Origin of the sequence: Teichococcus deserti (genome assembly GCF_001982615.1) — a bacterium.
In the GTDB taxonomy this organism is placed as follows: Bacteria; Pseudomonadota; Alphaproteobacteria; order Acetobacterales; family Acetobacteraceae; genus Pseudoroseomonas; species Pseudoroseomonas deserti.
This window is the reverse complement of sequence record NZ_MLCO01000180.1, coordinates 1-12,604: the sequence shown is the minus strand read 5'-3', so window position 1 is coordinate 12,604 and position 12,604 is coordinate 1. Positions and strand designations below refer to the sequence as shown.

Here is a 12,604-nt window from a genome sequence, read left to right as displayed (position 1 = left end):
CCCGGCAGCCGCACCGGCGGCAGGCCCGGCCGCGGCGCCGCGGCGCGGCAGGCGGCGGCGGTGTGCCCGGTCTGCGCCGTGAAGGCATCGAGGCCGGCGAAGGCTTCCGGATCGATCACCTGCAGGAAGACGCTGGCGATCATGCCGCTCGGCTTCTGCACCCGCCCATGCCCCGACAGGCCCTGGGTCAGCGCCTCGGTCATTAACGCCCAGCCATAGCCCTTCTGGCCGTGGTCCAGCCCGCCGGCGGGCAGGATGGTCCCCCCCTGGGTGATGGCGGCCGGGTCGTCGGTGGGCATGCCCTCGGCGTCGAGCAGCCATTTCTGCGGGAAGCGGCCGCCCTGGGCGATCAGCCGCAGGCTCATGTTGTTGGTGGTGATCGAGGCGCTGATGTCGGTCACCACCGGCACGCCGCCGGTCGGGAAGCCGGCCGAGACCGGGTCGGGGGCGAGCACGCCCTCCCGCGCGCCGAAGGGGGCGACGCTGGCGGTGCCGGGGGCGCTGCTGTGCAGGATGGCCATCATGCCCTGGGCGGCGGCGCGCGCCGGATAGACCGCCAGGCAGCCGATATGGTGGCTGTTGCCGATGGCGATGCTGGCGGTGCCGTGCTGCCGGGCGCGCGCGATGCCGATGTCGAGCGCCTTCATGGTCAGCCAGCCGCCGGGCAGGCCGCGGCCGTTCCAGGTCAGGCAGGCGCCGCGGTCGCTGATCACCTCGGGCTCGCCCTCGGTCGCCATGCGGCCGGCGGCCAGGTCGTCCAGGTATTTCGGCAGCAGGCCCAGGCCATGGGTGACGTGGCCCATCAGGTCGGATTCGACCAGGACCTCGGCCATGACGGCGGCCTTGTCGGCGGGCACGCCCTGGGTGGCGAAGAGGGCGGCGCCGGCCTCGCGCAGGGCGCCGGCGGCGTAGCGCGGCAGGGTGGCCTGGTCGGCGGGGGCGGCGGCGCTCATGCGGCCCGGCCGTGATTCGGGAACGCAGCGGGGCAGAGCATGCGCAACTCCTGTTCTTGGACAGGTAGGATGATCGCATGAGGCTTCTGGCCCCGCAACGCGGCAGGCACCCGCAGCGCCGCTGTGGCGCAGGTGACACGCCGCCGCGACATTCCCCGGCCGAGGCAACTTTCGCGCGGTTTTTCTTATTATTGCGACAGCAACCTTGTTACGCTGAGCGAAATGATCCTTCCGCCGGAGTGTTCAGGATGAGCGCCACGACCTTCTCCCCCGCTGCCGCCCCCTCCAGGCCGCGCGAGCCCAAGGGCCGCGACATGAACTGGGCCGGGCTGCTCGGCACCCTGGCGGTCAGCTGGGTCGCCCTGGCCTCGATCGGCTGGCTGGTGCTGGGGGCCTAAGCACCCCCCTCCCCGGCCTGATTGCCGAAGACCTCGTCCCAGCAGGCGCGCAGCGCGATATCGACCTCTTCCATGGTCGCGGTGACGCCCAGCGCCCAGAGGCTGGTCACCCCGTGCTGGCGGATGCCGCAGGGCACGATGCCGGCGAAATGCGACAGGTCCGGCTCGACATTCAGCGCGATGCCGTGCCAGCTCACCCAGCGGGTCACCCGCACGCCGATGGCGCCGATCTTGCTCTCGCGCCCGCCGCCCTCGGCCACCCAGATGCCGACCCGGCCTTTCCGCCGCTCACCCTTGACGTTGAAGCGGTCGAGGGTGCGGATCATCCATTCCTCCAGACCCTCGACATAGGCGCGGATGTCGCGCGCCGGCACGCGGCCATGCGCGCGCTGCAGGTCGAGCAGGGCATAGGCGGTGCGCTGGCCGGGACCGTGATAGGTCCATTGCCCGCCACGCCCGGCCGCATAGGTGGGGAAGCGCGGATCCACCAGGTCGGCCGCGTCGGCCGAGGTGCCGGCGGTGTAGCTGGGCGGGTGCTCGACCAGCCAGACCTGCTCGGCGGCGGTGCCGGCGCGGATGGCGGCGACCCGCGCCTGCATCGCGCCGAGCGCGGCGGGGTAGTCGGTCAGCCCCTCCTCCACCCGCCATTCGAGCGGCAGGGCGGCAGGCAGCGAGGGCATGTCCGCGGGGGCAGCCGGCGGGATCTCGGTCGTCATGCCGGCGGAGATGGCACATCCCGGCGAAATATCCACCGGAACTTCACTGCCAGGCGTTGCCGACCCGTCCGTCATTCGCTATACGCCCGTCCCTGTCGATACATTACCATTGTGCGGCCATGGCGGAATGGTAGACGCGTCAGCTTGAGGTGCTGGTGGGGGCAACCCCGTGGAAGTTCGAATCTTCTTGGCCGCATATTTTTCCTAATCGCCCCGCTTGCCATCCGGTCCAGGTCCCTTGTGGCCCGCCACCGGCTCCGTCATCGTCCGGGGCACGGAGGTGCCAATGGACGAGGATTTTCGCAAAGCCGCGCTCGACTACCACCGCCTTCCCCGTCCCGGGAAGCTCAGCGTGGAAGCGACCAAGCGCATGGCGACCCAGCGCGACCTGGCCCTGGCCTATTCCCCCGGCGTCGCCGCCGCCTGCGAGGCCATCGTCGCCGACCCCCTTGCCGCCTATGAGATGACCACCCGCGGCAACATGGTCGCGGTGATCACCAATGGCACCGCCGTGCTCGGCCTCGGCGCCATCGGCGCGCTGGCCTCGAAGCCGGTGATGGAAGGCAAGGCGGTCCTCTTCAAGAAGTTTGCCGGGATCGATTCGATCGACCTGGAAGTGGAAGAGCGCGACCCGCAGAAATTCATCGAGGCCGTGGCCGTGCTCGAGCCGTCCTTCGGGGCGATCAACCTCGAGGACATCAAGGCCCCCGAGTGCTTCGAGATCGAGCGCACCCTGCGCGAGCGGATGAAGATCCCGGTCTTCCACGACGACCAGCATGGCACCGCCATCATCGTCGCCGCCGCCGTGCGCAACGGCCTGCTGGTCCAGGGCAAGTCGATCGCCGACGCCAAGATCGTGACCTCGGGCGGCGGCGCCGCGGCGCTGGCCTGCCTCGACCTGCTGGTCGCCATGGGCGCCAAGCGCGAGAACATCACGGTCACCGACATCAAGGGCGTCGTCCATATCGGCCGCAACGAGCTGATGGACCCCTACAAGGACCGCTACGCGCGGGAGACCGACCAGCGCACGCTGGAGGACGCCCTGCCCGGCACCGATGTCTTCCTCGGCCTCTCGGCGCCGCGCGTGCTGAAGCCGGAATGGCTGCCGCTGCTGGCGCCGAAGCCGCTGGTGCTGGCGCTGGCCAATCCGGAGCCGGAAATCCTGCCCGAGGCGGTGCGCGCCGCGCGGCCGGACGCCATCGTGGCGACCGGCCGGTCGGATTATCCGAACCAGGTCAACAACGTCCTCTGCTTCCCCTTCATCTTCCGTGGCGCGCTGGATGCCGGGGCGACCACCATCAACGAGGAGATGAAGGTCGCCGCCGTCGAGGCCATCGCCCGCCTGGCCCGGGTCGAGGCCTCCGAGGTGGTGGCCGCGGCCTATGGCGGCCAAGCCCCGGTCTTCGGCGCCGACTACATCATCCCGAAGCCCTTCGACCCGCGGCTGATCCTGGAGATCGCGCCCGCGGTGGCCCGCGCCGCCATGGATTCCGGCGTCGCCACCCGGCCGATCGCCGATTTCGCGACCTATCGCGAGACGCTGGAGCGCTTCGTCTACCGCTCCGGCGACCTGATGCGCCCGGTGATCTATGCCGCCCGCAAGTCGCCGAAGCGCGTGGCCTATGGCGAGGGCGAGGACGAGCGGGTGCTGCGCGCCGTGCAGACCGTGCTGGACGACGGCATGGCCGAGCCGGTGCTGGTCGGCCGCCGCGCGGTGATCGAGGCCAAGGTGAAGGCGATGGGCCTGCGCATGGACCTCGATGAGAGCGTCCGCGTCGTCGACCCGACCCAGGACCATGCCTTCTTCGCGCCGCTGGTCGAGCTGCTGCGGCAGAAGGTCGGCCGCCGCGGCGTGCCGCCGGATGCCTGCGAGCGCTTCGTGCGCACCCGCCCCAGCGTCGCCGCCGCCCTGCTGCTGGAGGCCGGCCATGTCGACGCTGCCCTCGTCGGCGGCCAGGGCGAATGGATGCGCACCTGGCACCAGGCCTATGACGTCATCGGCAAGCACCCGCAGGCCAGCCGGGTCTATGCGCTGACCGGGGTGATCCTGCCGGCGGGGACGCTGTTCTTCGTCGACACCCACCTGCTGGTGGATCCAACCGCCGAGCAGGTGGCCGAGATGACGCTGCTGGCGGCCGAGCAGGTGCGCGCCTTCGGCATGGTGCCCAAGGTCGGGCTGCTGTCGCACTCCTCCTTCGGCGCCAGCCAGGCGCCCTCCGCGCGGAAGATGCGCGAGGCGCTGAAGCTGATCCAGGCCGCCGCCCCCGAGCTCGAGGTGGATGGCGAGATGCATGCCGACGCCGCCCTGGTGCCGGCGATCCGCGACCGCGCGGTGCATGACAGCCCGCTGACCGAATCGGCCAATCTGCTGGTCATGCCGAACCTGGACGCGGCCAATATCGCCTACAACCTGGTCAAGGCGGCGGCGGACGGGCTGCAGCTCGGCCCGATCCTGCTGGGCATGGCCAAGCCGATCCATGTGCTGGTGCCCAGCGTCACCGCCCGCGGCATCGCCAACCTGACGGCGCTGGCCTCGGCCCAGGCCTGAAGCTGCAACGGTCCAGGTGACTGATCCGCCCCCGGAAGCGCCGCTTCCGGGGGCTTTTTCTTGCCCCCGCCCCGGCGAATCGAGCTAGAGCGGGGCCGGTGACATTTTCGCGGCCGCTGATCTTCTGCAGTCCTCGCGCGTTATCCCCGGTTTTTTTCGGCGATCCCGGCAACCAAGGACGGCGGATAAGCTTCTGCTCGGGCGAAGTTCATCATTTTGGCGCGGAACGGCGAATTGCCGCCGTGTTAACGCCGTGGCAATTCTGCGCAGCAGCCATGATTCCGCCGCTTCCCCATGCTGGGATGGCGCGACCGTATCCAGGAGGACCTGCCCCATGACCAAACCCCTGAAGAAGGCCGTGCTGCCCGTTGCCGGTCTGGGCACCCGTTTCCTGCCCGCCACCAAGGCGCTGGCGAAGGAAATGCTGCCGGTCGTCGACAAGCCCCTGATCCAGTATGCGGTGGAAGAGGCGCGCGCCGCCGGCATCGACCAGTTCTGCTTCGTCACCGGCCGCGGCAAGACCGCCATCGTCGAGCATTTCGACGTCGCCTATGAGCTGGAGCGCACCCTGCAGGAGCGCGGCAAGCTCGACGTGCTGGAGGACCTGCGCCGCCAGTCGCAGCTGCCGGGCAGCATTTCGACCGTGCGGCAGCAGGTGCCGATGGGCCTGGGCCATGCGATCTGGTGCGCTCGTTCCTTCATCGGCGACGACCCCTTCGCCATCCTGCTGCCCGACGACCTGATGCTGTGCAAGACCTCCTGCACCCAGCAGCTGGCCGAGGCCTATTACGAGACCGGCGGCAATGTCGTGGCCATCGAGGAAGTCCCGATGGAACGCGTCAACAAGTATGGCGTGCTGGATGTCGCCGAGGACAAGGGCCGTCTGGTCTCGGTCAAGGGCCTGGTCGAGAAGCCGAAGCCCGAGGTCGCGCCCTCCAACCTGACCGTCATCGGCCGCTACGTGCTGATGCCCGAGGTGCTGCCCTATCTGGCCAAGATGGAGAAGGGGGCCGGCGGCGAGGTGCAGCTGACCGATGCCATGGCCAAGCTGATCGGCAGCCAGCCCTTCCACGGCCTGCGCTATGAAGGCCGGCGCTTCGACTGCGGCGACAAGGTGGGCTTCCTGGAGGCGCAGATCGCCTTCGCGCTGCAGCGCCCGGACCTGGCCCAGGCGGTGCACGACTTCCTGCCCAAATACGTCTGAGGCCGCGGCCCTATGCGCATCGCCATGATCGGGGCCGGCTATGTCGGCCTCGTCTCCGGAGCCTGCTTCGCCGAGTTCGGCACCGATGTCTGCATCGTCGACACGGAAGCCAGCAAGATCGAGGCGCTGCGCGAGGGCCGCATCCCCATCTACGAGCCCGGCCTCGACAAGCTCGTCGCCGAAAATGTTGCCGACGGCCGGCTGACCTTCACCACCGACCTCAAGGAAGCCATCCGCGGCGCCGAGGCGGTTTTCCTTGCCGTCGGCACGCCCACCCGCCGCGGTGACGGGCATGCCGATCTGTCCTATGTCTTCGCCGCCGCCGAGCAGGTGGCGATGGCCGCCGAGGGTCCGCTGGTGCTCGTCACCAAGTCGACCGTCCCGGTCGGCACCGGCCGCAAGGTCAAGGAGATCGTCCGCAAGGCGCGGCCGGACCTGCAGATCGAGGTCGCGTCGAATCCGGAATTCCTGCGCGAGGGCAATGCGATCGGCGACTTCATGCGGCCGGACCGCGTCGTCGTCGGCGTCGATTCCGATCGCGCCCTGGCGGTGCTGAAGAAGCTCTACCGCCCGCTCTACCTGATCGAGACCCCGGTCCTGGCCACCGCCATCGAGACCGCCGAGCTGATCAAGTATGCGGCGAACGCCTTCCTGGCGGTGAAGATCACCTTCATCAACCAGATGGCCGACCTCTGCGAGAAGGCGGGCGCGAACGTCCACGATGTCGCGCGCGGCATGGGCCTCGACTGGCGAATTGGAAGAAAATTCCTGCATGCGGGTCCCGGCTATGGCGGTTCCTGCTTCCCGAAGGACACGCTGGCCCTGGCCCGCACGGCGCAGGAGCTGGGCGCGCCGGCCACCATCGTCGAGCAGACCATCGCCGCCAACGAGGCCCGCAAGGCGCAGATGGCCGAGCGCGTCATCGCCGCCTGCGGCGGCAGCGTCACCGGCAAGACCATCGCGGTGCTGGGCGTGACCTTCAAGCCGGAGACCGACGACATGCGCGATGCGCCGTCGCTGGTCATCCTGCCGGCCCTGGCCGCGGCGGGCGCCAGCATCCGCGCCTATGACCCGCAGCCGAGCCATGCGAAGCAGTCGCTGCCGGCTAGCGTGCATTGGGCGGAGAACGCGCTGGATGCCACGAAGGGCGCCGATGCCCTGGTCCTCATCACCGAGTGGAACGAGTTCCGCGCCATCGCGCCGCAGAAGCTGAAGTCGGCCATGGCCGGCCAGGTCATCTGCGACCTGCGCAACGTCTGGGACCCCGAGGCGATGCGCGACGCCGGCTTCGACTATTCCTCCATCGGCCGCCCCTGATTTCCCAAAGGAACACCTGGATGTCTGCTTTTCACCACGCGTTCCACCCGACCTCGCTGCGCGAATACGACATCCGCGGCATCGTCGGCAAAACCCTCTCGGGGGCGGATGCCTTCGCCATCGGCCGCTGCTTCGGCAGCATCGTCGTCCGCCAGGGCGGCAAGAAGGTCGCGGTCGGCTATGACGGCCGCCTGTCCTCGCCGGAGCTCGAGGCGCAGCTGGTCGCCGGCCTGGTCGCCTGCGGCCTCGAGGTCGCGCGGATCGGCTGCGGGCCGACGCCGATGCTCTACTTCGCCGCCTATGAGCTCGGCGCCGACGGCGCCGCCATGGTCACCGGCAGCCACAACCCGCCGGACTACAACGGCTTCAAGATGATGCTGGGCAAGAAGCCCTTCTTCGGCCAGCAGATCCAGGAGATCGGCCGCATGGCCGAGGCCGGCGACGTGGTGCCGGAAGCCTCCGGCAGCGCGACCAAGGTCGATGTCGCCGACGCCTATCTGGCCCGCCTGCTGAAGGACTATGACGGCGGCGAGCGCGCGCTGAAGGTGGTTTGGGATCCGGGCAACGGCTCGGGCGCCGAGGTCACCAAGCGCATGGTCGCCAAGCTGCCTGGCCAGCATACGGTGATCAACGGCGAGATCGACGGCACCTTCCCGGCGCACCACCCCGACCCGACCGTGCTGAAGAACCTGGCGCAGATCATCGCCGAGGTGAAGAAGCAGGGCGCCGACCTGGGCATCGCCTTCGACGGCGACGCCGACCGCATCGGCGCGGTGGACGGCGAGGGCAACATGCTGTTCGGCGACCAGCTGCTGGTGGTGCTGGCCCGCGACGTGCTGAAGGCGCATCCCGGCGGCACCATCATCGCCGACGTCAAGGCCAGCCAGGTGCTGTTCGACGAGGTCGCCAAGGCCGGCGGCACGCCGCTGATGTGGAAGACCGGGCATTCGCTGATCAAGGCGAAGATGGCCGAGACCAAGGCCCCGCTGTCCGGCGAGATGTCGGGCCATATCTTCTTCGCCGACAAGTGGTACGGCTTCGACGACGCGCTCTACGGCGCGATCCGCCTGCTGGGCATCGTCGCCCGCGCCGACCAGTCGCTGGCCGAGATGCGCGCTGGCCTGCCGCAGGTGCTGAACACGCCGGAGCTGCGCTTCGACTGCCCCGACGAGCGCAAGTTCGGCGTCATCACCGAGGTCAAGGAGCGGCTGGCCAAGGCCGGCGCCAAGGTCAACGACGTCGACGGCGTCCGCGTCCTGACCGAGGACGGCTGGTGGCTGCTGCGCGCCTCCAACACCCAGGCGGTGCTGGTGGCCCGCGCCGAGGCCAAGACGGAAGAGGGCCTGGAGCGGCTGAAGAAGGATATCGCGACGCAGGTCGAGGCCTCGGGCCTCGCCGCGCCGGATTTCTCGGGCGAGAACGCCGGGCACTGAAGCCAAGGCCAGGGGGCTCTGCCCCCTGGACCCCCGCCTTCAATGGGCGGGTGGTCGGCGGCGCGCGGCAGGGCTAGCCTTCGCTTCTTTGCGCGAGGCTTCCATGCTGCAACGTCCGCCCGCCGAACCCGGCATGCGCGAGGATGAGGTCGATACCCCGGCCTTGATCCTCGACCTCGACGCCTTCGAGGCCAATCTGGACGCCATGGCAGGCTTCCTGGCGCCCACGGGCACGAAGCTCCGCGCCCATGCCAAGACCCACAAGTCGCCGATCGTGGCACTGCAGCAGATGCGCCGCGGCGCCGTCGGCCAATGCGTCCAGAAGGTCGCCGAGGCCGAGGCGCTGGCCTGGGGCGGCGTCACCGACATCCTGGTCAGCAACGAGGTGGTCTCGCCGAAGAAGCTGGCGCGCCTCGCCGCGCTGACGCGGCTCAGCAAGGTCGCGCTCTGCGCCGACAATCACGACGCCGTCGCACTGATCGAGCAGGCCGCCGAGGCCGCCGGCCTCCGCATGACGGTGCTAGTGGAGATCGATGTCGGCGCCGGCCGCTGCGGCGTGCAGCCAGGGCCGGAGGCGGTGGCGCTCGCCCAGCGCATCGCCGGCAGCCCGCATCTGATCTTCGGCGGGCTGCAGGCCTATCATGGCAGCGCCCAGCATATCCGCACCCCCGCCGGCCGGGCGGAGGCCATCGCCAGCGCCATCGAGCAGACCCGCCGCACGGTGGAGCAGCTGCGCCAGCAGGGGCTGGACTGCGCCATCATCGGCGGCGCGGGCACCGGCACCTTCCGGCACGAAGCGGCCAGCGGCGTCTACAACGAGATCCAGGCCGGCTCCTACGCCTTCATGGATGCCGACTATGCCGCCAACGAGGAGGCGCCGCCCTTCCGCCACGCGCTCTTCGTGCTGGCGCAGGTGATGAGCCGGCCGCGCGCCGATTTCGCCGTGCTGGATGCCGGCCACAAGGCGCTGCCGACCGATAGCGGCTTCGCGAAACCCTGGCAGCGCCCCGGGCTGCGCTATGTCGGGGCGTCCGACGAGCATGGCAATCTTCGGGTCGAGGACGGGGTCGCGCCTGTTCTGGGCGACAAGCTGCGGCTGGTGCCCGGCCATTGCGACCCCACCATTGATCGCTACGACTGGTTCGTCGGCGTGCGTGGTGGTCGCGTGGAGTGCCTGTGGCCCATCGCCGCCCGCGGCGCGATGTCGTGACGTGGGGGTCCGGGGGAACTCAGTTCCCCCGGCGGGGTCTCAGGGGCGGCGCCCCTGATCTTTTTTCTTCAGAAGAAACAGCGCCTGCTCCCCGAAGAAGTTTGCCAGCCTGACCGACTTCTTCCAGGGCGCCCTCGCCCCCTTCTCGTCGACCGCCAGCCATTGCTCGATAGCGTAGCCGTCGCGCTCGCAGAGGTCGGTGAAGTCCAGGATGGTGCAGGGGTGGATGTTGGGGGTCTCGTACCAGGGCCGCCCCCAGGTCTCGGTCATCGGCATCCGCCCGGTCAGCGCCAGGCGCATCCGCACCTCCCAATGGCCGAAGTTCGGGAAGGAGATGACGGCGTGGCGGCCGATGCGCAGCATCTGGCGCAGCACCTCGCGCGGCTTCTCGACGGCGTGGATGGTGCGGGAGAGCACGACGAAGTCGAAGGCGTCGTCGGGGTAGAAGGCCAGGTCGTTGTCGGCGTCGCCATGGATGACGGCCAGGCCCTGCGCGACCGCCGCGGTGGCCTGGGCCATGTCGATCTCGATGCCGCGGGCGTCGGCGCGCTTTTCCCGGGTCAGGTGGTCGAGCAGCGCGCCGTCGCCGCAGCCGATGTCGAGGACACGGGCGCCGGGGGTGATCATCCCGGCGATCAGCCGCAGGTCGAGGCGCATGTTCTTGGCGACGTAGCGCACCGGTTCCGGGGTGTCGGGCAAGGGCGCGGCTCCTGACCTCAGCGGGATGGGCGGATGGTTACCGCTGCCAGCGGCGCGGCGCCAGCCTCAGCCCAGCGGCTTGATCAGCTCGGTGGTGTAGGGGGCGAAGCCGAAGCGCTGATAGGCGGCCTGGGCGCGGTCGTTGCCGACCACCACGCCGATCAGCATGCGCCTCATGCCGCGGGCCCGGGCCAGGCGCTCGGCCTCGGCCAGCAGGGCGGTGCCCAGCCCCTGGCTGCGCGCCTCGGGCCGGACATAGAGCTCGGCGACATAGGCGTAGTCGCGCTCGGTCACATAGGGCGGGTGGCGCTCGAAGGTCAGGAAGCAGTGGCCGATGACGGCGCCATCCCGCTCGGCGACCAGGGCATGGCCCTGGCTGCGGGCGACCTTGGCCTCGGCCGCCTCGAACGAGGCGATGGCGGCCTCCCGGTCGCCCAGGCGGTCGCCGGTGATGCCGGCCTCGTGCCGGTTGAGGCCCTGGAACTGCTCGATCAGGGCCTCGCGGTCGGCCGCGGTCGCGGCGCGCAGGATCAGCTCCATCGCGCCGCGCCTTTCGTCAGTTAAACAGGCTGGAGACCGAGCTTTCCTCGGTGATGCGGCGGATCGCCTCGGCCAGCAGCGGCGCGATGGTCAGCTGCCGGATGTTGGAGGAGACGCGCACCGCCTCGGTCGCCTGGATGCTGTCGGTGACCACCATGCGCTCGATCGGCGCGGCGCCGATGCGGGCCACGGCGCCGCCGGAGAAGACGCCGTGCGTCACATAGACGGAGGCCGACTTGGCGCCGTTCTTCAGCAGGGCTTCCGCGGCGTTGCACAGGGTGCCGCCCGAATCGACGATGTCGTCGACCAGGATGCAGTCGCGCCCCTCGACGTCGCCGATGACGTTCATCACCTCGGAGACGCCGGCGCGTGGGCGGCGCTTGTCGATGATGGCCAGGTCGGTGTGCAGCCGGGCGGCGATGGCGCGGGCGCGGACGACGCCGCCGACGTCGGGGGAGACGACCATCAGGTCGCGGCCCTTGTACTGCTCCAGGATGTCGCGCGCGAAGAGCGGGGCGGCGAAGAGGTTGTCGACCGGGATGTCGAAGAAGCCCTGGATCTGGCCGGCATGCAGGTCCAGCGTGAGGACGCGGTCGGCGCCGGCCTCGGTGATCAGGTTGGCCACCAGCTTGGCGCTGATCGGCGTGCGGCTGCCGGACTTCCGGTCCTGCCGGGCATAGCCGAAATACGGGATCACGGCGGTGATGCGCTTGGCGCTGGAGCGGCGCAGCGCGTCCAGCGTGATCAGCAGCTCCATCAGGTTGTCGTTCGCCGGGTAGCTGGTGCTCTGCACCACGAAGACGTCCTCGCCGCGGACGTTCTCATGGATCTCGACGAAGACTTCCATGTCGGCGAAGCGCCGGATGGAGGCCTGGGTGAGTGGCAGGTTCAGCGCGGCGGCGACCGCCTCGGCGAGCGGGCGGTTGCTGTTGCAGGCGACGATCTTCATGGGGCGAGGCATCTCCGGGCAGCGGGACCCTGGCGCGGAAGGGGGCGCAAGTCGAGCCCGGCGAGGGACGGCCGCGTGGTAGCAACGTGACGGTCCGATGTCCATCGCCGAGGGCGCGCACGGCCATGCGAGGCTTGCGATTCGGGGCTGCGCCATGGCCGTTCGGGGCGTTTCGGCGCCGGCGTGGCCGCGGCGCCATACCCGCTTGCGTCATTTGTTATGTTATACCATAACAATCCGATGACCTTGTTCAGCGAAGCATCCTGGGGCTGTCCGCCGCGCCGCAGCGTGGTGGCCGGCCGCGATCCGGCGATCCTGGGCGAGTTCCTGCGCCCCGAGGTGGGGCTGCTGCTCTGGGCCCGCCCGCTGCCCGCGCCGCTTCGCCGCAGCGCGCGAGAAATCCTGCACAACGGCGCGACTCTCGAAGCCGAGGGCGAGCCGGAGGCCCTGCTCGATTCGCTGAGCGGCCAGGCGCCGCTGCCCGTGGCCTGGCTGGCCGAGCTCGGCGGGCTGGCGCTGCTGCTGGCCGGATTCGCCGGCCGGCCGCGGCTGCGGGCCCGGCTGAACACCCCGCTGCCCGAGCCGGCGCCGGCCTTCCGCGACAGCGGGCCGGGGCTGACGCTGCTCTGCACCCGTC

At 70.0% G+C, this 12,604-nt stretch carries 12 protein-coding genes and 1 tRNA gene; 8 read left to right on the top strand and 5 right to left on the bottom strand.

Going from position 1 to position 12,604, the window contains the following annotated elements:
- A partial coding sequence (locus tag BKE38_RS17675; protein ID WP_076958592.1) for an Ldh family oxidoreductase occupies positions 1–953 on the bottom strand: 953 nt, incomplete at its 3' end.
- Between the two features lie 248 nt (positions 954–1,201).
- Here BKE38_RS17675 and BKE38_RS32205 point away from each other — a divergent pair.
- A complete protein-coding gene (locus BKE38_RS32205; protein ID WP_165694215.1) occupies positions 1,202–1,351 on the top strand; it encodes a hypothetical protein in 150 nt (49 codons plus the stop codon).
- On the opposite strand, the gene lipB is transcribed toward BKE38_RS32205, so the two are convergent.
- Positions 1,348–2,031 carry a lipoyl(octanoyl) transferase LipB gene (gene lipB, locus BKE38_RS17670; RefSeq protein ID WP_076958594.1) on the bottom strand — a complete coding sequence of 228 codons (684 nt, stop codon included), beginning with the start codon at positions 2,029–2,031 and terminating at the stop codon, positions 1,348–1,350. The genes BKE38_RS32205 and lipB overlap by 4 nt on opposite strands.
- 149 nt (positions 2,032–2,180) lie before the next feature.
- Between lipB and BKE38_RS17665 the strand changes: the two genes are divergently transcribed.
- The 6 genes from BKE38_RS17665 to BKE38_RS17640 all read left to right on the top strand — a co-directional run bounded on the left by BKE38_RS17665 (position 2,181) and on the right by BKE38_RS17640 (position 9,779).
- Positions 2,181–2,263, top strand: a tRNA-Leu gene (locus BKE38_RS17665).
- Positions 2,264–2,353: 90 nt separating this feature from the next.
- Positions 2,354–4,615 carry an NADP-dependent malic enzyme gene (locus tag BKE38_RS17660; protein WP_076958591.1) on the top strand — a complete coding sequence of 754 codons (2,262 nt, stop codon included), beginning with the start codon at positions 2,354–2,356 and terminating at the stop codon, positions 4,613–4,615.
- Positions 4,616–4,949: 334 nt separating this feature from the next.
- A complete protein-coding gene (gene galU / locus BKE38_RS17655) occupies positions 4,950–5,819 on the top strand; it encodes a UTP--glucose-1-phosphate uridylyltransferase GalU (RefSeq protein ID WP_076958590.1) in 870 nt (289 codons plus the stop codon).
- A gap of 12 nt (positions 5,820–5,831) precedes the next feature.
- Positions 5,832–7,136: a UDP-glucose dehydrogenase family protein gene (locus tag BKE38_RS17650; protein ID WP_076958589.1), complete on the top strand. Its 1,305-nt coding sequence runs from the start codon at positions 5,832–5,834 to the stop codon at positions 7,134–7,136.
- Between the two features lie 20 nt (positions 7,137–7,156).
- On the top strand, positions 7,157–8,569 hold the full coding sequence (gene pgmG, locus BKE38_RS17645; RefSeq protein WP_076958588.1) for a phosphoglucomutase/phosphomannomutase PgmG: 1,413 nt from the start codon (positions 7,157–7,159) through the stop codon (positions 8,567–8,569).
- Positions 8,570–8,672: 103 nt separating this feature from the next.
- A complete protein-coding gene (locus tag BKE38_RS17640; protein WP_076958587.1) occupies positions 8,673–9,779 on the top strand; it encodes a DSD1 family PLP-dependent enzyme in 1,107 nt (368 codons plus the stop codon).
- 39 nt (positions 9,780–9,818) lie between these two features.
- Here BKE38_RS17640 and metW read toward each other — a convergent pair whose 3' ends face one another.
- From metW to BKE38_RS17625, 3 genes are all read right to left on the bottom strand, one after another.
- Positions 9,819–10,436 (bottom strand): methionine biosynthesis protein MetW, encoded by a 618-nt coding sequence (metW, locus tag BKE38_RS17635; protein ID WP_076958593.1) that lies wholly within the window; start codon positions 10,434–10,436, stop codon positions 9,819–9,821.
- A 108-nt stretch (positions 10,437–10,544) separates the two neighbouring features.
- Positions 10,545–11,018, bottom strand: coding sequence for a GNAT family N-acetyltransferase (locus tag BKE38_RS17630; protein WP_076958586.1), 474 nt, complete (start codon positions 11,016–11,018; stop codon positions 10,545–10,547).
- A 16-nt stretch (positions 11,019–11,034) separates the two neighbouring features.
- Positions 11,035–11,967 (bottom strand): ribose-phosphate pyrophosphokinase, encoded by a 933-nt coding sequence (locus BKE38_RS17625; protein ID WP_076958585.1) that lies wholly within the window; start codon positions 11,965–11,967, stop codon positions 11,035–11,037.
- Positions 11,968–12,207: 240 nt separating this feature from the next.
- Here BKE38_RS17625 and BKE38_RS17620 point away from each other — a divergent pair.
- Positions 12,208–12,604: DUF1826 domain-containing protein (locus BKE38_RS17620; protein WP_131829632.1), on the top strand; the 397-nt coding region annotated here is incomplete at its 3' end.